The organism is Alteromonas genovensis, from assembly GCF_010500895.1.
Lineage (GTDB): Bacteria > Pseudomonadota > Gammaproteobacteria > Enterobacterales > Alteromonadaceae > Alteromonas > Alteromonas genovensis.
In genome coordinates this window covers 20,362-41,108 of the sequence record NZ_JAAAWO010000010.1, presented here as the reverse complement: position 1 = coordinate 41,108, position 20,747 = coordinate 20,362, and the positions used below count along the sequence as shown (strand labels likewise).

The following is a 20,747-nucleotide window of genomic DNA, read 5'->3' as shown; positions in this document are numbered from 1 at the left end:
ACTAGTTGATTAATCTGAGCGCTTTAACAGCACTACTTAAAATTTGTTTGCGCTTGAACAAAATGTTGCGTCTTTTACCACCCATTTGACGCCACATTACCGCCGCTCTAACACCTGACAGTAATATTGCCCGCACTTTATGTTGGGTACCCGGTTGGCTTAGGTAATCGGGATTGCCTGCAACCTGAATTTTCGGCGCAAGTGGGCTAACAACATCGCTGTATATACTTGCAAGGGAAGACACAATTTGTGGATTTTGAAAGTCCACATGGGCAAGCTGTCGCTGAACGTGTGAAATGCGGTCGCCCAGCTCGTGCATGGCTTTTGATTTGCGCGCTAGCTTGCGCTCAAGGCCAAGAATACTCGCAATGTAACGAGTAAGCTCTGTATCTTTGGTTGCCTGCTTATCGGACAGTTGTGAAACCAGAGTAGAGTATCCCAACTGCAGGTTACTCAGTTGACCAAACACCTGCTGTGGTGTTTCCGGATCGGTAACAAGGATACTTGATAAGCTAGCCTCTATGGCGTCATTATCTGCTGTACCTTTTCTTGCAAGTTGCTGAACAAGCGCTGCCGCTTGGCATACACCAGCAAGGGCTAAGTTATCTTCAATATCTGCATCTAACATTATCGGATATAGCTCTCAATAATACCGCCACCTAAACATACTTCATCGAGGTAAAAAACGGCTGATTGGCCTGGAGTAACGGCTTTTTGTGGCTCGTCGAACATGACTTCGATAGTGTCATTGTCTTTCGGCGTGATGGTACAAGGGATATCAGCCTGGCGATATCGTGTTTTGACCATAGCCTTGAACGGCGCATTCACGTTTTCTCGGTCGACCCAGTGTAGCTGTTTCGCCACTAAACCTTTTGAATAGAGGCGAGGGTGGTCTGCACCTTGACCTACAATAAGGACGTTACGTGCTACGTCTTTATCTACTACGTACCATGGGTCTTCACCAAATTTAGCAAGGCCGCCAATATGAAGCCCTTTACGCTGACCTAGTGTGTGATACATCAAGCCTTCGTGCTTGCCTATTTCCTCACCTTCAGCGGTTTCAATAATACCTGGCTGTGCAGGCAGGTACTGCGCTAAAAAGTCTTTGAATTTTCGCTCACCGATAAAACAGATGCCCGTGGAATCTTTTTTATCATGAGTAATAAGGCCTTGTTCTTCAGCTATTTTTCTAACCAGTGGCTTCTCAATGTCTCCTACTGGAAACAACGTTTTGGCAACGTGCTCTTCGCCTAGTGTATAAAGAAAGTAGCTTTGGTCTTTGTTGTTGTCTAACCCGCGCAGCATTTGCCATTTACCGTCAACCTCGCGACGGCGTACATAATGACCCGTTGCAATATAGTCGGCGCCTAAGTCTTCTGCTGCAAATTCTAGAAACGCTTTAAATTTAATTTCCTTGTTGCACATAATGTCGGGGTTTGGAGTTCTACCCGCCTTGTATTCTTCAAGGAAATATTCGAATACGTTATCCCAGTACTCTGCAGCAAAGTTGATCGTGTGCAGTTCCATGCCAAGCTTGTCAGCGACTGCTTGGGCATCTTTTAAGTCTTCAGCTGCGGCGCAATATTCGTCGTTGTCATCTTCTTCCCAGTTTTTCATAAAAAGCCCTTCAACCTGATACCCCTGCTGTTGAAGCAGGTAAGCTGAAACGGATGAATCTACACCGCCGGACATTCCGACAATAACTTTTTTGCTGGCGTTTGAATCTATGTCAGTCACTACGTCTTGCACACTCAATAATTAGGAAATTGCAGGAAAAACCCAGGCTGTTCTCTGGGATAGTTCTTTCAACCGGCTTTTTGACCGATTTTTCAATGTCGCTCTCTGAATGAACGACAACTTGCTTGCGTATCAATTTTTAGGTCGCGGATTTTATCAGAATTGGAGGGGTAATTCACGCTAATATCTTTTCAATACGGCATAGCTTATAAGGTAGGGTGTTTACGTCTTAATTCAATATGAACAGTCGTTTTAACTCTTTCTCTACCATAAGTGCTAATGCTAATAAGGCGGGCGACCTTGTACTGAATATAGGCTCTCGAAATAAAGTGGTTATTTCGTCACACTATTTTGCACACTATGCATCAATGCTTACGAACTTGCCGTTTTGAATGCCGTCTATGGTCCAATTTCCAACACGATAACGAATCAGTCGCAGAGTAGGGTAGCCCACGTGAGCCGTCATTCGCCTAACTTGTCTGTTACGTCCTTCGGTAATGGTAATTTCAAGCCATGAAGTAGGAATAGATTGACGAAACCTCACAGGTGGATGCCTATCCCATACCGTAGGCTCAGGCATTAATTTAACTTTGGCAGGTTTAGTCATGCCGTCTTTCAGCTCTACACCCGCTTGCAGTGACTGAATAGCGGCATTATCTGGTATGCCTTCAACTTGAGCCCAATAGGTTTTGCTGGTTTTAGCTTTTGGGTGGGCAAGCTTGTGCTGTAATTTACCGTTGTTGGTAAGCACTAATAGTCCCTCAGAATCTCTATCGAGTCGACCCGCCGCATACACATCAGGAACCTCTATATAGTCTTTTAACGTTTCGCGACCGTCTGCATCGGTAAACTGAGAGAGCACTTGGAACGGTTTGTTGAAAAGAATAACTTTTGTATCGGACTGCATAGAAAGCCTGTTTAAAGTGGTATTGATTTGCGTGTTGTCAAAACTACGGTTGCTGCGTTGCGGTTTTCATTTACGTGACGAAACTATACGTTGGATATTGTCTGTCAAGCATAGCTTTTATGGTGTTTGTACTTGTGACGTGCTTTGTTATCACCATTTTTCACCACCTTCAGCATGCCAATGATCGTAGCATGGTTCAAATAAAGGTTCCTGTGTTTCCCTCTGAATTTCCTTCTGTATTTCTTTCTCTACTTCCTTCTGTATTCCAAATGCTATTTATATAGGGTATTTCTCTGACGTTTCAGATTAAATTGCCAATTAATACGTTGATCTTTATCACTAAGACAATGGTATGACTTGTAACTCGAACTTTCGACCCTATACTATTGAACGCAGCCAATGTAATAGGCTGTGCATTCGTTTATCCGTTGTAAAATGACAGAGTGATATGTGAAAGGCGTTAGTTGCATTGATATGCCGCAAAGACACGCCGCTTAAGCACATTGTTAGAAGGATGTGCGGCGGAAAACGAAGACGAATGAGAATTATCGCGTTTACAGACAGCAATGCTTTGTAAGGCGAAAGAGTAATTACGTATTGCAATGACCGTGGGCGTTACCTTTTGTAGCGGGTTGTTGCAACAGAATGGATTAAAAACGGCAGCACTCTGCCGACTTAACAGAGGTATATAATGACCAAGTCTAAGATCATCTATACGAAGACGGATGAAGCGCCAATGTTGGCAACGTATTCGTTACTTCCAATTATCAAGAAATTTGCTGCTGCGGCAGGCATTGATGTTGAGCTAACCGACATCTCACTAGCTGCCCGTGTTTTAGCAAACTTCCCAGAATATCTGAAAGAAGAGCAAAAAGTACCGGATGCATTATCTGAACTTGGTGATTTGACTCAAGATCCTAATGTAAACATCATTAAGCTTCCAAACATCAGCGCCTCAATTCCACAGCTTCGCGCAACCATCAAAGAGCTTAACGACAAAGGGTTCAATGTACCTGCATTTCCTGACTCGCCGAAGACTGATGAAGACAAAGAGATTCGTGAACGCTACAGCAAAGTACTTGGTAGCGCAGTAAACCCTGTACTACGTGAAGGTAATTCTGACCGCAGAGCACCAACAGCAGTTAAGAACTTTGCACGTAAGCATCCTCACTCAATGGGAGAATGGTCTCAAGCGTCTCGCTCACACGTTGCTCACATGCGCGGCGGCGATTTCTACTCGGCAGAAAAGTCGGTTACCGTTGAAAAAGACGGTCACGTAAGCATTGAATTTACGGGTAAAGATGGCAGCAAGAAAACCCTTAAGCCTCGTGTAGATTTGCTAGCTGGCGAAGTTATCGACGGCATGTTCATGAGCAAAAAAGCGCTTTGTGAATTCTTTGAAGAACAAATTGAAGATGCGAAAAATTCAGGCGTATTGTTCTCACTACACGTGAAAGCAACGATGATGAAAGTGTCGCACCCTATTGTATTCGGACACTGTGTTAAAGTTTTCTACAAAGACCTGTTCAACAAGTACGGCGACCTTTTCGAAGAGTTAGGCGTTAACCCTAACAACGGTTTAGGTAGCGTTTACGACAAAATAGCGACCCTTCCTGAAAGTCAGCGTTCTGAAATCCAAAAAGATATCAATGCGTGTTACGCAGATAGACCACCAATGGCGATGGTTAATTCAGACAAAGGCATTTCAAACCTTCACGTACCAAGTGACGTTATTGTAGATGCGTCAATGCCTGCAATGATCCGTAACTCTGGTCAAATGTGGGGACCGGATGGAAAAGCACACGATACCAAAGCGGTTATTCCAGAAAGTACGTACGCGACTATTTATCAAGAAGCGATTAATTTCTGTAAAACGCATGGTGCGTTCGATCCAACAACAATGGGTACAGTGCCAAACGTTGGCCTAATGGCGCAAAAAGCAGAAGAGTACGGTTCACATGATAAAACATTTGAGCTAGAAGCTGATGGTACCGTGTCTATCGTAGACCAAGACGGCAACGTGCTTATTTCTCATGACGTTGAGGAAGGCGATATCTGGCGTATGTGTCAGGTGAAAGACGCGCCTATTCAAGATTGGGTGAAGCTAGCGGTGACTCGTTCACGTCAATCAGGCATGCCTGCGGTATTTTGGTTAGACGATGAGCGTGCACACGATGCCCAGCTGATTGAGAAAGTGAATACCTACCTTAAAGATCACGATACATCTGGCTTAGACATTCAAATAATGTCTCCAGTACGCGCTATCCGTTACAGCATGGAGCGCGCAATTCGCGGGCTTGATACTATTTCGGTAACCGGTAACGTGCTTCGTGATTACCTTACTGATTTGTTCCCAATTTTAGAGCTTGGCACTAGTGCTAAGATGCTATCCATTGTTCCATTGATGGCTGGCGGTGGCCTTTACGAGACAGGTGCAGGTGGTTCAGCACCGAAGCACGTTCAACAATTTGTTGAAGAAGGCCATTTGCGTTGGGATTCACTAGGCGAATTTCTTGCGTTAGCCGTGTCTCTAGAAGATGTTGCTATTAAGCACGAAAACCCGAGAGCAAAAATTCTTGCACAAGCATTAGACAAGGCAACTGAAGCACTGCTTAACAACGGGAAGTCACCACTGCGTAAAGCAGGGCAGCTTGATAACCGTGGTAGCCACGTCTACCTTGGGCTGTATTGGGCACAAGAAGTGGCGAATCAAAGCGAAGATGCTGAACTTGCCGCGCAGTTCAAGTCTGTTTATGACGAACTGTCTGCAAAAATGGACGACATTATTGCAGAGATTGATGCGACACAGGGTAAAGCGCAAGAAATTGGCGGTTACTACTACCCAGACGAAGACAAGGTTTTCGCTGCAATGTCACCTAGTGAGACGCTTAAAGCAATTATCGGCGCTTAAGAGCTTTAGCTCAGTTGATAGCGCACAAATAGCGCACATACCAAAAACCCAGAAGTGTTGCTTCTGGGGTTTTTATTGTCTTTTTTCCGTCCTAAAGCCTCTTTTTGCTATGGTAGATGTAAAGGCTAGCGCCTATTTTTAAGAGCTGACATGTCGTGTCTACGTCTATCTCTGCGTCAGTTTTAGCTAGTGTGTCGAAGCTGGAGCCTGAAGGCCGCGACTTAAATCAATAGGACGCAGCTTAAGTCAATAAAGCGTAATGCGAAGGGAGTTTCATCATGCACGAAAAAGAACAAAGTTCGGTGGTGTCGAGCGAAAAGCTTGAAAAGCAAAAGCAGGAAACCCAGAACACACTCACGCTTGTGCATGAGTTTCCTGCGTCCCGCTTTACGGATAAAGAGACTTACAAAGCAGAAGAGAAAGCCCTTCAAGAACAGCTTTTTCACGTTCAGCAGGCGTATTTTCATCAAAATCGACGAGCATTGATTATTTTTGAAGGCTGGGACGCTTCGGGGAAAGGCGGTGCGATAAGGCGAGTTACCGAAAAGCTCGATCCCCGCGGCGTGCGAGTATTACCTGTGGCTAAGCCTGATGAAATAGACCAAGCAAAGCATTTTCTTTATCGCTTTTGGCATCATGTTCCGGCTCCTGGGAATATGACTATATTTGACCGTTCCCATTATGGAAGGGTGTTAGTCGAACGCGTTGATCAATTGGCCAGTGATGCACAGTGGCAGCGTGGGTACCGAGAAATAAACGAGTTTGAAGAGACACTTCACAATAGCGGCGTTCGCATTGTAAAGCTGTTTATGCATATCTCAGCTGCAGAGCAGCGAAAACGCTTTGAAGAAAGACTTCGCAATCCTTATAAACGTTGGAAGCTCACTGCAGAAGATTTACATAACAGTAAGCAACGACATCATTATATTCGTGCAATTAATGACATGTTTGCCAAAACAAACACGCCATTCGCTCCATGGAAAATTATTGATGGTGAGCATAAGTGGCAAGCTAGGGTTGAAGTGCTGCGCGCTATTGTTGAGGTGTTAAGCGCTGATGTGGATATTGTACCGACACCTCTCGATGAAGACTTAATAGCAATGGCTACGCAACAACTTAATATTACTGATGAGTTACCGGGTATCTAGCTCTTTGCTTTCGAGCTTTTTACATTTTTCCATTGAAAAGTCTAATTGGGTGAAGGGTTTTGCTCGATTAAAAGATGCTAGCCTAGCTTGCGGCATGTGATTTACATCCACTCATAGCTATTACAATTTATCCATATTCGAAGAGAATTTTGATTAAAAGTACGAAACGGGATGGGGCTTTTATTTAAATAAGCGCGATATTCGAGTGCAGATTGAGTTAAGAAAGCGGAGATTTAAGGCTTAGGATAGGTCGCGAAACAATGTGATTTGGTAAGGAAGGGCCGTGAACCTAAAAATCATAGGTAATATTTGGGACGACAAAAACCGCTCTTTCTCCTTTAATATTGACCGGAAAAAAGAGTGTTAGAAGAGCCCGACATGGCAGTCGGGCTGCTTAGAATTTTTCTTTAACGCTCTGGTTCTTCTACAAAACCTATGTTCTCTGCATGCAAGCCCTTAGGACCTTGTTGCACCTCGAACTGAACTTCTTGACCTGCCTTCAATGAGCGATAACCTTCCATCTGAATTGTTGAGTAGTGAGCGAATATGTCATCACCACCTTCCTCTGGAACGATAAACCCAAAACCTTTCGCGTTGTTAAACCATTTAACTTTGCCAACCGCCATACTTCGACTTCCTCTTAATCCTTGAACTCACACGTTTATGCCCCCATTATAGATCCGAGAGCATAGTGTATTGAGTATCGATATAGACAGATACTCAATGTCACTATCAAAATGTAGATTTTTTAACCATATTATGTCAAGAGCTAATGTGAATTAATTTTATCCAAAAGTTTAACGACATCTGCCAGTAACACACTATTATTAAGTTATGAGTAAAGACAACGCTATTAGTATTGAAAAGGAAAAGCAAAAAGACGCGCAGCGACAAAAGCCGCAGCCGCCTCCCATGTATAAAGTGTTGTTGAATAATGACGACTATACACCAATGGATTTTGTTATAGAGGTTCTCACGCAGTTTTTCAATTTGGACGCTGAGAAAGCCAATCAACTTATGCTTACCGTGCATTATCAAGGTAAAGCGGTTTGTGGTGTGTTTACCGCTGAGATTGCAGAAACAAAAGTGATGCAAGTCAATCAGTACGCACGCAAACATCAGCATCCATTGATGTGCACTATGGAGCAGGCATAAGGCAATTTGTAGAGGGCGAGCAATATGTTAAATAAAGAATTAGAACAAACGCTAAATAGTGCGTTTGTATTTGCCAGAGAGCACCGTCATGAGTTTATGACGGTAGAGCACTTGTTGTTGGCATTGCTGGACAACACAGCAGCTCGCGATGCATTAAAAGCGTGTGGTGCAGACGTTGAGGCCGTTAAAAGCGAATTGTTATCTTTTGTGAAAGATACAACGCCGCTAATTCTTGACGAGCAGCTTAACGAACGAGAAACCCAGCCAACGCTTGGATTTCAACGGGTGTTGCAGCGCGCGGTCTTTCATGTTCAATCTTCAGGTAAAGACGAAGTGACTGGCGCAAACGTGCTAGTAGCAATCTTTAGCGAACAAGAGTCGCAAGCGGTTTTCATTCTCAAGAAAGCAGACGTCACCAGATTGGATGTAGTTAATTACATCAGCCATGGTGTGAGTAAAGCCGAAGATGATGAGTCAATCAATTCTGAAACCCCAGAAGAGGCTGAGAGCGGCGAAGAAAACGGCACAGCGTTAGGTAAATACGCTACCGATTTAAACCGCCATGCTAAAGATGGCAAAATTGATCCCCTTATCGGCCGTGATGCAGAGGTTGAACGTACTATTCAAATCTTGTGCAGACGTCGTAAAAATAACCCGCTACTTGTTGGTGAAGCGGGTGTGGGTAAAACGGCCATTGCCGAAGGGTTAGCTTATCGTATTGTGAACAACGACGTCCCTGATGTCATCGCAGAGAGTACCGTTTACTCTCTTGACCTTGGCGGTTTATTGGCGGGAACAAAATATCGCGGCGACTTTGAAAAACGTCTTAAGGCTATCCTTAAAGAGCTAAGCAAAGATGAACACGCCATTTTATTCATAGATGAAATTCATACCATTATTGGTGCAGGTGCTGCCTCTGGCGGCGTCATGGATGCGTCTAACTTACTAAAACCTAAGTTATCAAGCGGCGAATTACGCTGTATTGGTTCTACGACGTATCAAGAATACCAAGGTATTTTTGAGAAAGACCGTGCCTTAGCGCGTCGTTTCCAAAAGGTTGATGTGACTGAGCCAAGTGTTAGCGACACTACGAAGATTTTACTTGGACTGAAAAGCCGTTACGAAGATCATCACAATGTGCGCTTCACGCAAAAAGCGATTCAGGCTGCAGCAGAGCTGTCTGCGAAGTATATCAATGAGAGACATTTGCCTGATAAAGCCATTGATGTAATGGACGAAGCGGGCGCTAGTCAGCGTCTTCTTGCACCTTCAAAGCGCAAGAAAACAATCAATGTGGGTGATATAGAGCAAATTATTGCGAAAATGGCTCGTATACCTGAGAAGTCCGTATCGGCATCTGACAAAGAAGTACTTAAAAACCTAGGGCGCAACCTTAAGATGGTAGTGTTCGGTCAGGACAAAGCGATAGAGACCCTCAATGACGCTATATTGCTGTCTCGCTCTGGATTAGGCGCTGAAACAAAGCCAATCGGTAGTTTCTTGTTTGCAGGTCCAACCGGTGTAGGTAAAACGGAGGTGACGCAACAGCTTTCAAATATTATGGGTGTTGAGCTAGTGCGCTTCGATATGTCTGAGTACATGGAACGTCATGCTGTAAGTCGCCTAATTGGTGCGCCTCCAGGTTATGTTGGGTTCGACCAAGGCGGGTTGCTGACTGATGCGGTAATTAAAAACCCGTATTCGGTTGTGCTATTGGACGAGATTGAGAAAGCTCACAGCGATATTTACAACATATTATTGCAGGTAATGGACCACGGCACACTGACTGATAACAACGGCCGTAAAGTTGATTTCAGAAATGTTGTGCTAGTGATGACAACGAATGCTGGCGTTCAGGAAACCGTGCGTAAGTCGATTGGCTTTAAGCAACAAGATCACAGCCACGATGCGCTAAGTGAAATCAATAAGATATTCACCCCTGAGTTCCGCAATCGTCTTGATGGCATCATTTGGTTTAATCACTTGGATGCTGAAATCATCCTACAGGTGGTAGACAAGTTCATTATCGAATTGCAGGCCCAGTTAGACGTGAAAGGTGTGTCTTTAGAGGTGACCTCTGAAGCACGAGCTTACATGGCTGAAAAAGGGTATGACAAGTCGATGGGTGCGCGCCCAATGGCACGTCTTATAAAAGACGAGCTTAAGAAAGAATTAGCCAATGAGCTACTGTTTGGTGAGCTGGCGAAAGGCGGAAACGTGAAAGTGGATTACGTTGATGACAAATTAACGTTTGAATACAGCGGCGTGGATACTAAGTCAGAACAAGCCGAGCCTAGTTAATTGTGCAAGGCTGTTAAGAATGAAAAAGCCCGATAATTAAAAAATTATCGGGCTTTTTTTATGCGTTACCGCTTCAATGGCTCATTATCTTGCGCGATAAATGATACGACCTTTGGTCAAATCATAAGGAGTCATCTCAACAGTGACCTTATCGCCAGTAAGAATTCGGATATAGTTCTTACGCATTTTACCAGAAATATGTGCAGTCACAACGTGACCGTTTTCTAGTTCTACGCGGAACATAGTATTAGGTAGAGTGTCTTGCACCGTACCTTCCATTTCAATACAATCTTCTTTTGCCATGTAAAGCAGTTACCTCAGTAATTCAAAATTTTTGCCGCGCAGACATTAACCAATCTTGCGTGCAGTGTAAAGCGATTAAGCTGGTTTTTTAGTAAATAGACGCCATTGGTTGTCTATAAACTGTTCAAAGGGGTGAAATTTGTGTTTATAGCTCATTTTTTGACAGCCTTCCACATAGTACCCTAAGTAAACGTAATGGTGGCCTGCTGACCTTGCCTGCTCAATTTGCATGAGGATCATCCACGTACCGAGAGATGAAGCAGCATAGTCAGGGTCAAAAAAGGTGTACAACGCAGATAGCGCGCTAGTGTGTACATTGTCCTCTAGTACGTCGGTTACTGCAACCGCTACAAGCTTATCATTGTCATAAGCTTCCAAAAAATGCGGCGCCATCCATGTGCAGCTTAAAAAATTGTCAAATTGCTCATAGGAGGGCGGGTACATAGACCCGTCCGAATGCCGTTCGTTGATGTAGCGTTCGTATAACGGATAATATTCTGGCTTTAAAGAAGTGCTTAACTTTACAGATAGTGTGGCATTTCCTTTTAAAATCCGCTTTTGGCTGCGAGAGAGGGCGAAAGCATCAACGGGTATCCTCACAGACTGACATTTATTACAGCTTACACAGTGGGGACGATAAATTTGCTCGCCACTGCGTCTAAAGCCAGCTTGAATGAGCTGTGAATAGCGCGCTGATAAAAATGCATCTTCCTCTGCATAGACCAGTAAACGTTCTTCCTCGTTGGGAAGATAGCTACACGAAAATGATTGTGTAATACCAAACTTCATGGCGTTATTTCCCTCGGACGCCAGCGCTGTACATACTCAGAGCTTAGCTCACCCTGAGAATTTACTGTCTGATTATTCTCTCTTAGCGTCTTAATGAAGTCGTTTCTGCTGACAGTGCGTGCGCCCAGTGAGGCCAAATGCTCTGTAGGTAACTGGCAATCTATAAATGCCATCTGTTGTGAACGCATGTGTTCAACAAGGGCAACCATTGCAAGTTTAGATGCATTACTTTTCTTGTGAAACATAGACTCACCGCAGTACACCTTACCAATACCTACGCCGTAAAGGCCGCCAACGAGTTCTTCGTTTTCCCATACCTCAACAGAGTGGGCAATGCCTAAGCCATGAAGCTGCGAATAAGCGGCTTTCATATCGTCGGTAATCCAGGTTTCGTTAGATACGCCGCTTCCAGATTGCGTAACCCGAGGTATTGCAGAGCAAGTATCGATAACTCTATCAAATGCATGATTAAGGGTTACCGTGTATTTTCGCTGTCTGACGAGTTTCTTTAAACTTTTTGAAACGCAAAAACCATCTAAGCTAATAATGGCTCGCGGATCAGGAGACCACCATAATAAGGGCTCGTCATCACTGAACCAAGGAAAGATGCCTTGAGAGTAGGCAGAAAACAAACGTTGCGGGCTCAAGTCGCCGCCAAAAGCAAGCAAGCCATTGGGATCGTCTAACGCCTCATGAACTGGAGGGAAAGGCGCATCATTTTCAATGTAGTGTAGTGCTAGCATAAGAGAGGCCTCACAAATTCCTATCAGGATAAGTAAGGCCTATATCGTGATTACCCTTGTTCAGAAGCCATTCCGTCCAAGAATTTTTCTGCATCAAGTGCTGCCATACAGCCAGTGCCAGCAGACGTGATCGCCTGACGATAAACGTGGTCACTCACGTCACCAGCGGCAAAAACGCCTTCAACGCTAGTTTGTGTGGCGTTGCCGTGCAAACCACTGTTCACAACAATATAGCCGTCTTTCATGGTGAGCTGGTCGGCAAATATATCAGTGTTTGGCTTGTGACCAATGGCGATGAATAAGCCCATTACATCAAGTTCTTCAGTGGCATCGCCGTCGGTATCTTTGATTCGGATTTTTGTAACACCCATATCATCACCAAGTACTTCATCTAATGTCTTATTCAGATGCAATACAACGTTGCCGTTTTCCGCTTTGTCTCGTAGACGCTGTTCAAGGATCTTTTCACTCCTGAAAGTATCTCTTCTATGGATTACATGAACTTCAGAAGCAATGTTAGACAAATATAGCGCTTCTTCTACCGCGGTATTACCACCGCCAACAACCGCTACTTTTTGGTTGCGATAGAAAAATCCGTCACAGGTTGCGCATGCTGATACGCCTTTACCCATGAAGGCTTGCTCTGACTCAAGGCCTAAATACTTTGCTGATGCCCCAGTAGAAATGATAAGTGCGTCGCAAGTGTAAGTACCGTTATCACCGTGTAGGGTGAATGGACGCTTGCTGAGGTCAGTTTTGTTGATGTGATCAAAAATGATTTCAGTATCAAATTTTTCAGCATGTTTTTGCATGCGAACCATCAAGTCTGGTCCCGTTAGTCCTTCAGGATCGCCAGGCCAGTTTTCAACTTCGGTGGTGGTTGTAAGCTGTCCGCCTTGTTGAATACCGGTTAATAGAACCGGTTCTAAGTTAGCACGTGCTGCATAAACTGCTGCCGAGTAACCCGCAGGACCCGAACCTAAAATAAGTAGACGGACGTGTCTGCTTTCTGACATTTTCCTCTCCAATAACACCCATCAACAGGGTATGTAGACTATTCAAAAATTTGTACAAAAGAAAGTGAGGTCGTTTGGATTTAAATCAACCTTTAAAGCCCCATTCTTTTCAGCCATGTATGCTGAAAAAAGTGCTGGCGAAGCAATTCGACATGTCTCGCCAAGACTCCAAACCTCGTAATGAGCGCTAGGATATCAATATTCGAACATCTACGTGGATAAAAATTTTGAAATTTCAGTCAATATAAATTAAGAATCGGCAATCTAGCAATAAAACACGGCAGAAAAAGTGGGCAAGACGTCGGTGTTTCTTGTATTAAACGTAAAGAAGATTACAATTTACGTTAAGCAATAAATCAGTGCGTGGTGCAATACGCACGTTTAGAGGTGAAGCATGTCTCAGTCAGTGATGGCAATGTTGAAAGATGGCCAACAATACATGAAAACTTGGCCCATGAGGAAAGAGCTCTATGGTTTTTTCCCAGAGTGCAGAGTTGTGGCTGCCACTAAATTCGCTATAAAGACCATGCCACCAGCCACCATGGTGATATGTTTGCTATTGCTTCAAAACTTAGGTACGCAGTTTATTCCACAGACTATCGCAATGGGTATGTTTTTTCTTAGTCTCCCCATACAAGGCTTGCTGTGGTTAGGCCATCGCTCTGACCAATATTTACCGCCCCAGTTAAACAGTTGGTATCAAGAAATACATTCTTCAATGCGCTCACAGGGCTGTAAAGTCGCTTCAGTTAAATCAAAGCCAAAATATAAAGAACTAGCGCAGTTACTTAAAACAGCGTTTAAAGACTTAGACAATGCGTTTACCGAGAATTGGTTTAATTAATTCTGGCTGAGTTCTGTATTACACTTTCTACAGCGATAGCGTGTACCGGTGATAATACTTTTATGGCGTCGCATTGACAGGGCATGCTCACTGCAGTCACAGGAATAAGCCACGGTGTTCGTCACCGCTTTGATATCAAAGCTATGCGTTGTTTTTGCCTCACATCCAAATACCTCAATCATAATGCTCTGCCACTCGTTACCGTGAGGTTTAACCCTTCCGAACAAAGTCCAAACCAGAAGATGGCTTACTTCATGAGGTATCACTTCTTCTAAAAATGCCTGCTGGTTTTGCTTAAACAGCAATGGGTGCAGATTAATTCTATTTTGTTGCAGGAATGCCGTGCCAGCGTTTTTACCAGAGCGTCGAAATGACAGGTGAGGGCGCACGAATTTCCTATTAAAATAGTCATCAGCTTTGTCATAACAAGCGGTTAGCGCAGCATGAATTTCTTGTTGCTGTTGCTCAGATAAGTCACGAGTAGCGATGGCAATTGTCCTTTTTAATCACAGGCTTTCAATTCGGTACGCTGCCACAAAGTGAGTACCGAAGGCAGAGTTAAATAAAAATAAAATTGAAAAAAGTACATCTATAAAAAAACGCCGTATCAAGCGGCGTTTTCTCAAAGCATTGTGAGGTAGAATAAGTTAATGATTATCTCACATCGCAGGGTAAGCACAATATGTACGTGCCTTTTGGATCGTTAAGCTCATTGAGGGTATTAAACTCACCCATAACGCGTTTAAATTCATTGATAAGCGCAGAGTTGCTGTTAGCGAACTGCCATTTACCAACAAATGTCATGGCCTGACCAAAGAATTCTTTCCAAAAAAGTTCTTGAGCAGAAAGACTGCGCTGCACATACACAGTGTCGTAGTTTTCTAGTTCAGCGAGTTCAGCAGCAGTTGCTACTGCATCATCAAGCTCACCAAGCTCATCAACAAGACCTAACTCTAATGCGTCTTCACCAATCCACACACGCCCTTGAGCAACAGTGTCGACTTCTTCAACAGTCATATCCCTAGCGTTTGCTACTAATGATAGAAAGTTTCCGTAGGTGTTCTCCACATTGCGCTGAAGGATTTGTCCAAACGCCGGAGACAGGGCTCTTGCTGGCGATAAGCCTGCAATGTCAGTAGAGCCAACGCCATCGCTGTGTATGCCTAAATAGTCTAGTGAATTTTCATACGTCATAAACATACCAAACACACCAATTGACCCTGTGATTGTGCTCGGACTTGCAAAAATCTTATCAGTGCTTGCTGCAATCCAGTAACCGCCAGATGCTGCATACGTACTCATTGAAGAGATAACCGGCTTGCCCGCTTGACGCAGTTGTAATATTTCTTGGCGAATCACTTCTGAGGCAAAAGCACTGCCGCCGGGTGAGTCTATTTGAAGTACAACTGCTTTGATATTGTCGTCTAAGCGAGCCTGACGCAGTAAACGGGCTGTGCTGTCGCCACCAATCGTACCGGCTTTTTGATTACCATCTAAAATGGTACCTTTTGCCACTACAATTGCCACCTTGTCCATATCGTTATTGATCTTAGGCATCGGCGGATTAATGACTTTTAAGTAGGTGTTAAAGGCCGTTAGGTTGATTCCCTGCTGGTTATCACCTTCACCCACTAATTCGATAAGCTCTTGTCTCACTTCTTCTCGGGTTTTAAGTGCATCTACCCAATTGTTATCCAGGGCATATTGAGCGAAATCGCCTCCAGCAGCCTCAAACTTAGACAGCAATTCGTTAGCCGTTTCATCGAAGTTAGTGACGTCTATACCGCGAGCGGCTGCAACATCTTCTTTATACTGCTTCCAATACCCGTCTAACCACTGCTTTTCTGCTTCTTTTGCTTCAGCAGACATGTCATTTCTCATGACCGGCTCGACTGCCGACTTGTATGTGCCCACTCTGAATATATGCGTAGTCACTTTGAGCTTGTCTAGCATGTCTTTAAAATACATGCCGTAACGGCCGTACCCCTCAAGCAACAGGCCGCCCATAGGATTAAGGTAAACCTTGTCAGCTTGAGCTGCTAAGTAGTATTGATCCTGAGAGTAATAGTCGCCTATTGCGTAAACAGGCTTTTCAGATTCTTTAAATGCCTCTATGGCCTGGGCAACAACGCGAAGCTTGTCTAGTCCACCACCCGTAAGTCCTTGTAGGTCTAGTACGAGTGCTTTAATTCTTCTGTCTTGTGCCGCGTTTTCAAGCACGTCTACAACATCACGTACTAGCACTTCTGGATTGTCGGGTTCGCTGCCTAATGACTCTTGCAAAAACTGCTCGAAGGGGTCAACGCTCTCTTTTTCAATCACCAGCTGGCCATTAAGTGTGAGGTATAGCGCACTATCGGATTTGACTGTTAGCTGCTCACCGTCTTGGTTCGCGATGGCCATGATTATGCCAACGAAAATTACAATGAATATTACGTTGAAGAAAAGTTTGCGGGTGAAGTTCAGTACCGTCCACAAGCCAATAAACAAGGATTTAGTCCAATTTCCCTTGGCCGCCATATTTTACTACCTTTTTCTAAAGTGTGATTGCTTTTCAAATTTTTGAGCGCTATGTGCGATGGTAAATCCAACTACACTAATGTCATTATGTTACCTGTTTCGCATAAGATCGCTAAGTTAATTGTAATTTTTTGTAACTCCTGCCGATAAAACAGCGTTAAACACGTTAAAACGAGTAAGCAACGGACAAAATGAATATATACCGCATAACTACGGAACTCATTTTATTTCCCCATCAGTACAGTCTTTTTAGCGTCAAGCCAACACTGAAGTCGACGTTCATTTATATTGGATAAACACGGCCATAGTTCAATAAAGGCAAGACAGAGCTAATCCAGTGATGAAATTTTTTCCTTCACATTATTTCTTAATTCGTTGTCTATGTAATCGTTGATAGCTTCATTGCCGACGACCAACGGGTTTGGCATAGACGTTTTCTGTTGTTTCAATAATGTCATTTTTTCTATCAAATTATATGAAAACGGATGATTTGAAATAGTGACGTCGGCTCTTTTTTCATTAACGACTTTTTGAAAGTAGTTTAAAGATTGAAGGTAACGTTTATTTGCCTCTAACGTATCGGGTAATCCTGTTCCCCCCCATAACGCTACAGTATGTTTTTCTCCATCGTCTTCAGCTGATATTATGAGCGATGTTGCGCCTGGTGTGTGCCCCGGTGTGGCAAGAATGGTTACTTGGGTATCCCCGAAATTTAAGACGTCTTTATCAGCCAAAGATGTATAGGTCGTTGGAGTGGGTATTTCTGTTGAGTAATTGCCAAATGGATCTGTTAAAACAGGTGCCTCTGGGTTATTAATAAAGCGCCACTCTTGTTCCCGCATTAATATTTTGGCCCCATATTCCTGTTCAAAGTAATGCGCGCCACCATAGTGATCACTATGTCCATGTGTTATCAAAACAAACTTGATGTCACTAGGGTCTAATCCAAGTTCAATCATTCCTGGCACTATTACCGTTTTGGCATCGTTTGGCGTCCACATCGAGTCGATGAGTACAATTCCATCGGAGGTCTGTATAACAAAGCTACCGACGCTGACATATCCAACAAAGTAGAAATTATCAAACAACTGAGTGGGTTTAAGAATAGTGGTGTCAAAAAGCTCGCTTGATGTTAGGGCGTCAGGCAACTCACTAAGTCTCGCCTTCGCAGTATTCTCAGGTTGTGCTTCGCTTACTTCGTTAGATACGGCTTTGCAACCGACTACGAGCGCTATTGAAAAAAACATTATAAATAGATGTGTCAGTAAACTTCTCACGAATCCTCCGTTATTTCCGTTCGTTTATTTCATATATACATAGCGCTATAGACGAGTGCTATGTCACTATTTATCGCGTTCTAACCAGTTAGCAATGAGTTTAGCAATTCGCTTGTGGTCATTTTCACTCATCTGCATAAGCAAGTTTCCAGAGGTAGATTTATAACCTGTTTTTGACTGGCCTTTTTTCATCAAACGAGACAATGGAGAAGCATTAGGAGTTGTATTAGATGACTTGTTCAAAATCTTAATCTCCTTATTTGCAGTGTATTGTGAATATTAAAAATACGTAATCTGACAATAAAAGGATTTCACAACCGCATAGAGTCTTTGCAGTACACTCTTTAAAATATCGCAGAATTCGTAATTGATATATTGCAATGCGATTAAATGACTTTCTTTAATGTCAAACAGGGTGGTTAGGGTCGACAGCCACGGCTGTCCTACGTAAGATTGACGCACAAACGAATTCGTTTCTTTATCAAAATACTGACGCCACAGTACATCAATATCTTGTTTCAATGCGGCGTCATCAAGGAGGCCCCAAAGTGGATGCACTAACTCTACTTCTTAATCGAAGCTCTCAGCCACGCTTAAACGAGCCTGCTCCTAGCGGAGATGCGCTGGAAAACATTATGCAAGCGGCATTACGTGCCCCTGATCATGCTTGCCTTACCCCATGGCGATTTGTGGTATGCCAAGGTGAAGGGTTAAACAAGCTTGGGTCACTTTTTGAAACGTCTGCGATTGAAAACGACAAAAGTCAGAAAGAAATAGATAGAGCGCCACAACTTCCTTTGCGTGCGCCTATGGTCATAGTTGCCATTGCACAATATAAAGAGCACGAAAAAGTCCCTCGTGTTGAGCAGATAGCGTCTGCCTCTTGTGGTGTTATGGCCATGCAGATGGCGGCTGTAGCACAAGGGTTTAACGGAATGTGGCGCACCGGTAGCTATGCACAGTGTCCCGTTGTCAAAAGTGGGCTGGGGATGTCAGAAGAAGACGAACTCGTTGGTTTTTTGTATTTAGGTACGCCAGCTTTCGAGCCAGCACCAAAGCCAGAACGTGACACTACTGCGTTTTTTGAGCATTGGAGTTAATGAAACGCACTAGCTACTTTAGATAAATGTAAAGGCGCACATTGCGTGCGCCCTTTATCAGTTAATTTTCTTTGCGGCATCTATAAGACAAGGCGTTAGAAAACTTGAAGCGTGACGTTATAGCCAGCAAATTTTCGAATGTTGATAACCCTGTCTCCATCAAGCATCCAGTATTGCCCTTTAATACCCTTAAGCTCACCAGAAAAGTCAGGGGTTTTGTCGAGATTAATCGATTTTATTTTTTCTGGGTAGGTGTCTACCGGAAAGTTGATTTGATGTACTTTCGACTCTACCTCAGATACAGCTTGAAGCCCTTTTTCTTGTTTTAGCGCAGCAAGTTCATCGGAAATTTTCTCCATGAGATCGTGTTTTACTGCTATTAAATCCACTTCTTCTGGCTTGCCTTTTAGCATGGTGCGCCAGTTAGTCTTATCGGCAATATGGTTTTTGCATAACGTTTCCACAAGCCCGCTAGTTAATCTGTCTGGTACGCGCAGCATAACCGTGGCTTGCGTTGCGCCTTGGTCCATCCAACGAGGCGAGACAGATTCGGTTACTTCTCGGGTAATACCCACTTTCACGTTGCCTGTATTAGCTAAGTAGACAAAGTGTTCGTTAAAGCAGTGGGCCTCTCCCCATTCTGGCTCGCGACACGTACCTTCGTGGTAGTGGCACTTTTCAGGTTTTATAATACAGCTGTCGCACTGAGCAAGTGAAATGAGGCAAGGGTAGCAATAACCCTGGTTGAAACTCTTTTTGGTTTTTCGGCTGCAGTGAACACAGTGAATTTCATTGTTAAAGGACAATGAAATCTCCCGTCCTATCAGTGCGTTCATGTCTACGCTGCTATCTCCAATAGGGAGTTCATAGCAAACTTCACTATTATCAAATGCATGAGTACGCATTTTTCGTAATGCACCAGAATAACTTTGTGTCAAAATTTAGTACCTTATTCGCTTAACTCGCCGCGCAGGTTGGCGGTGAGCAGTAAATTGATTTGTTCAAACGAGAGATTTTTACTTAATAAATAATGCAGCTTTGCTAGTGCAGCCTCGGGGGTCATGTCACTGCCCGAAAGCACGCCAACCTCTTGAAGACCATGGCCGGTGGCATACCCACCCATGTTTACTCTACCGCGAATGCATTGTGTGCAGTTAACTACCGGTATTTCTCTAGATTTAGCGTATTGCAACTGCTCAATCAGTTTTGGATTTTGAGGTGCATTCCCCACACCATAACTTAATAGTATGAGTGCATTAACCGGTTGCTGCAGCGTATTTTTAATGACTTCAGGCGCAATTCCCGGATACAGGCTCACCATGCCAATGGGCTGAGCGGATACATTAGAAACGGTCAGCTTTTTATCTGACGCTTTTGCTAATTCACCTGCTTTAAGGCGAATATTTATTCCGGCCTCTAGTAGAGGAGGGAAGTTGGGTGAGTCAAATGCGTTAAAGCCGTCTGCATCTACTTTACGGCTGCGATTTCCGCGTAGTAAACGATTGTTAAAAAATAACCCGACTTCTGCGATAGGGAAATTGGCGGCAATAAACAGGGCATTTAACAGGTTTACCTGACCATCTGAGCGCAGTTCAGCCAGCGGTATCTGAGAGCCCGTCACTATCACCGGCTTAGCGAGGTCTTCAAGCATAAAGCTTAAGGCTGACGACGTGTAGGCCATGGTGTCGGTACCATGCAAAATAATAAAGCCGTCGTAGTCGTCATAGTTATCAGCTATATCGTCTGCAATACGCTGCCAATCCGATGGGCTCATATCCGAAGAGTCGATTAAATTGTCGTACTCATGAATAGTAAAAAGCGGCATTTCACTGCGGTTAAACTCAGGCATTTTCGCCAGAGTTTCTGTTAAGAACCCAGCAGCAGGCACATACCCTTGACTCGATGGCTTCATCCCTATGGTGCCGCCTGTATAGGCGATATAAATATGTTTACGCATGAATACCCTGTTGTCTGCTTTTTGCGTTTTTTGCGATAA

The 20,747-nt window shown here is 43.8% G+C and carries 21 protein-coding genes; 6 read left to right on the top strand and 15 right to left on the bottom strand.

The features are described from left to right. Window position 1: 1 nt before the first annotated feature. The 3 genes from hflD to GTQ48_RS13110 form a co-directional block, all read right to left on the bottom strand. Window positions 2–628, bottom strand: coding sequence for a high frequency lysogenization protein HflD (gene hflD, locus GTQ48_RS13120; RefSeq protein ID WP_032096527.1), 627 nt, complete (start codon window positions 626–628; stop codon window positions 2–4). After that, window positions 628–1,737, bottom strand: a complete 1,110-nt coding sequence (gene mnmA / locus GTQ48_RS13115; RefSeq protein ID WP_163107081.1) for a tRNA 2-thiouridine(34) synthase MnmA — start codon at window positions 1,735–1,737, stop codon at window positions 628–630. The genes hflD and mnmA overlap by 1 nt, the downstream gene beginning before the upstream one ends. 358 nt (window positions 1,738–2,095) lie before the next feature. Then, a complete protein-coding gene (locus tag GTQ48_RS13110; protein WP_163107080.1) occupies window positions 2,096–2,644 on the bottom strand; it encodes an rRNA large subunit pseudouridine synthase E in 549 nt (182 codons plus the stop codon). 691 nt (window positions 2,645–3,335) lie between these two features. On the opposite strand from GTQ48_RS13110, the gene GTQ48_RS13105 reads away from it, so the two are divergent. Then, window positions 3,336–5,555: an NADP-dependent isocitrate dehydrogenase gene (locus GTQ48_RS13105; protein WP_163107079.1), complete on the top strand. Its 2,220-nt coding sequence runs from the start codon at window positions 3,336–3,338 to the stop codon at window positions 5,553–5,555. A 278-nt stretch (window positions 5,556–5,833) separates the two neighbouring features. Next, on the top strand, window positions 5,834–6,703 hold the full coding sequence (locus GTQ48_RS13100; RefSeq protein WP_163107078.1) for a polyphosphate kinase 2 family protein: 870 nt from the start codon (window positions 5,834–5,836) through the stop codon (window positions 6,701–6,703). 407 nt (window positions 6,704–7,110) lie between these two features. Here GTQ48_RS13100 and cspD read toward each other — a convergent pair whose 3' ends face one another. Continuing rightward, window positions 7,111–7,329 (bottom strand): cold shock domain-containing protein CspD, encoded by a 219-nt coding sequence (gene cspD / locus GTQ48_RS13095; protein ID WP_032096523.1) that lies wholly within the window; start codon window positions 7,327–7,329, stop codon window positions 7,111–7,113. Window positions 7,330–7,537: 208 nt separating this feature from the next. Here cspD and clpS point away from each other — a divergent pair, with 208 nt between their 5' ends. Both clpS and clpA read left to right on the top strand, forming a co-directional pair. After that, entirely contained in the window at window positions 7,538–7,858 is a 321-nt protein-coding gene (clpS, locus tag GTQ48_RS13090; RefSeq protein WP_032096522.1) for an ATP-dependent Clp protease adapter ClpS, read from the top strand. 24 nt (window positions 7,859–7,882) lie between these two features. Continuing rightward, window positions 7,883–10,159 (top strand): ATP-dependent Clp protease ATP-binding subunit ClpA, encoded by a 2,277-nt coding sequence (gene clpA, locus GTQ48_RS13085; protein WP_163107077.1) that lies wholly within the window; start codon window positions 7,883–7,885, stop codon window positions 10,157–10,159. Window positions 10,160–10,243: 84 nt separating this feature from the next. On the opposite strand, the gene infA is transcribed toward clpA, so the two are convergent. The 4 genes from infA to trxB all read right to left on the bottom strand — a co-directional run bounded on the left by infA (window position 10,244) and on the right by trxB (window position 13,010). Beyond that, window positions 10,244–10,462 (bottom strand): translation initiation factor IF-1, encoded by a 219-nt coding sequence (gene infA / locus GTQ48_RS13080; protein WP_013784390.1) that lies wholly within the window; start codon window positions 10,460–10,462, stop codon window positions 10,244–10,246. Between the two features lie 75 nt (window positions 10,463–10,537). After that, window positions 10,538–11,251, bottom strand: a complete 714-nt coding sequence (locus GTQ48_RS13075; RefSeq protein ID WP_163107076.1) for an arginyltransferase — start codon at window positions 11,249–11,251, stop codon at window positions 10,538–10,540. Further along, entirely contained in the window at window positions 11,248–11,994 is a 747-nt protein-coding gene (aat, locus tag GTQ48_RS13070; protein ID WP_163107075.1) for a leucyl/phenylalanyl-tRNA--protein transferase, read from the bottom strand. The genes GTQ48_RS13075 and aat overlap by 4 nt, the downstream gene beginning before the upstream one ends. 50 nt (window positions 11,995–12,044) lie before the next feature. After that, window positions 12,045–13,010, bottom strand: a complete 966-nt coding sequence (trxB, locus tag GTQ48_RS13065; RefSeq protein WP_163107074.1) for a thioredoxin-disulfide reductase — start codon at window positions 13,008–13,010, stop codon at window positions 12,045–12,047. Between the two features lie 394 nt (window positions 13,011–13,404). Here trxB and yfbV point away from each other — a divergent pair, with 394 nt between their 5' ends. Then, window positions 13,405–13,854, top strand: coding sequence for a terminus macrodomain insulation protein YfbV (gene yfbV / locus GTQ48_RS13060; RefSeq protein ID WP_163107073.1), 450 nt, complete (start codon window positions 13,405–13,407; stop codon window positions 13,852–13,854). Here yfbV and GTQ48_RS13055 read toward each other — a convergent pair. The 5 genes from GTQ48_RS13055 to GTQ48_RS13035 form a co-directional block, all read right to left on the bottom strand. Then, window positions 13,851–14,342 carry a SprT family zinc-dependent metalloprotease gene (locus GTQ48_RS13055; protein ID WP_163107159.1) on the bottom strand — a complete coding sequence of 164 codons (492 nt, stop codon included), beginning with the start codon at window positions 14,340–14,342 and terminating at the stop codon, window positions 13,851–13,853. The genes yfbV and GTQ48_RS13055 overlap by 4 nt on opposite strands. Before the next feature lie 166 nt (window positions 14,343–14,508). Beyond that, on the bottom strand, window positions 14,509–16,374 hold the full coding sequence (sppA, locus tag GTQ48_RS13050; RefSeq protein WP_163107072.1) for a signal peptide peptidase SppA: 1,866 nt from the start codon (window positions 16,372–16,374) through the stop codon (window positions 14,509–14,511). Window positions 16,375–16,703: 329 nt separating this feature from the next. Further along, window positions 16,704–17,651 carry an MBL fold metallo-hydrolase gene (locus tag GTQ48_RS13045; protein ID WP_338023325.1) on the bottom strand — a complete coding sequence of 316 codons (948 nt, stop codon included), beginning with the start codon at window positions 17,649–17,651 and terminating at the stop codon, window positions 16,704–16,706. 66 nt (window positions 17,652–17,717) lie between these two features. Continuing rightward, on the bottom strand, window positions 17,718–17,894 hold the full coding sequence (locus GTQ48_RS13040) for a hypothetical protein (RefSeq protein WP_163107055.1): 177 nt from the start codon (window positions 17,892–17,894) through the stop codon (window positions 17,718–17,720). A 36-nt stretch (window positions 17,895–17,930) separates the two neighbouring features. Further along, window positions 17,931–18,209, bottom strand: a complete 279-nt coding sequence (locus GTQ48_RS13035; protein WP_163107071.1) for a hypothetical protein — start codon at window positions 18,207–18,209, stop codon at window positions 17,931–17,933. Between GTQ48_RS13035 and GTQ48_RS13030 the strand changes: the two genes are divergently transcribed. Further along, window positions 18,200–18,751 carry an NAD(P)H nitroreductase gene (locus tag GTQ48_RS13030; RefSeq protein WP_163107070.1) on the top strand — a complete coding sequence of 184 codons (552 nt, stop codon included), beginning with the start codon at window positions 18,200–18,202 and terminating at the stop codon, window positions 18,749–18,751. The genes GTQ48_RS13035 and GTQ48_RS13030 overlap by 10 nt on opposite strands. A 95-nt stretch (window positions 18,752–18,846) precedes the next feature. Here the strand turns inward: GTQ48_RS13030 and GTQ48_RS13025 are convergent, their stop codons facing one another. Together GTQ48_RS13025 and ansA are read right to left on the bottom strand one after the other, a co-directional pair. Then, on the bottom strand, window positions 18,847–19,689 hold the full coding sequence (locus GTQ48_RS13025) for a DUF2797 domain-containing protein (protein ID WP_163107069.1): 843 nt from the start codon (window positions 19,687–19,689) through the stop codon (window positions 18,847–18,849). An 11-nt stretch (window positions 19,690–19,700) separates the two neighbouring features. Next, window positions 19,701–20,708, bottom strand: coding sequence for an asparaginase (gene ansA, locus GTQ48_RS13020; protein ID WP_163107068.1), 1,008 nt, complete (start codon window positions 20,706–20,708; stop codon window positions 19,701–19,703). Window positions 20,709–20,747 lie beyond the last annotated feature (39 nt).

Excerpts from the sequence above, each read along its gene's own strand:
- hflD (WP_032096527.1), bottom strand. The coding sequence starts at position 628 with ATGTTAGATGCAGATATTGAAGATAACTTAGCCCTTGCTGGTGTATGC.
- clpA (WP_163107077.1), top strand. The coding sequence starts at position 7,883 with ATGTTAAATAAAGAATTAGAACAAACGCTAAATAGTGCGTTTGTATTT.
- ansA (WP_163107068.1), bottom strand. The coding sequence starts at position 20,708 with ATGCGTAAACATATTTATATCGCCTATACAGGCGGCACCATAGGGATG.
- yfbV (WP_163107073.1), top strand. The coding sequence starts at position 13,405 with ATGTCTCAGTCAGTGATGGCAATGTTGAAAGATGGCCAACAATACATG.
- GTQ48_RS13105 (WP_163107079.1), top strand. The coding sequence starts at position 3,336 with ATGACCAAGTCTAAGATCATCTATACGAAGACGGATGAAGCGCCAATG.
- infA (WP_013784390.1), bottom strand. The coding sequence starts at position 10,462 with ATGGCAAAAGAAGATTGTATTGAAATGGAAGGTACGGTGCAAGACACT.
- cspD (WP_032096523.1), bottom strand. The coding sequence starts at position 7,329 with ATGGCGGTTGGCAAAGTTAAATGGTTTAACAACGCGAAAGGTTTTGGG.
- GTQ48_RS13110 (WP_163107080.1), bottom strand. The coding sequence starts at position 2,644 with ATGCAGTCCGATACAAAAGTTATTCTTTTCAACAAACCGTTCCAAGTG.
- aat (WP_163107075.1), bottom strand. The coding sequence starts at position 11,994 with ATGCTAGCACTACACTACATTGAAAATGATGCGCCTTTCCCTCCAGTT.
- GTQ48_RS13075 (WP_163107076.1), bottom strand. The coding sequence starts at position 11,251 with ATGAAGTTTGGTATTACACAATCATTTTCGTGTAGCTATCTTCCCAAC.
- sppA (WP_163107072.1), bottom strand. The coding sequence starts at position 16,374 with ATGGCGGCCAAGGGAAATTGGACTAAATCCTTGTTTATTGGCTTGTGG.
- GTQ48_RS13100 (WP_163107078.1), top strand. The coding sequence starts at position 5,834 with ATGCACGAAAAAGAACAAAGTTCGGTGGTGTCGAGCGAAAAGCTTGAA.
- clpS (WP_032096522.1), top strand. The coding sequence starts at position 7,538 with ATGAGTAAAGACAACGCTATTAGTATTGAAAAGGAAAAGCAAAAAGAC.
- trxB (WP_163107074.1), bottom strand. The coding sequence starts at position 13,010 with ATGTCAGAAAGCAGACACGTCCGTCTACTTATTTTAGGTTCGGGTCCT.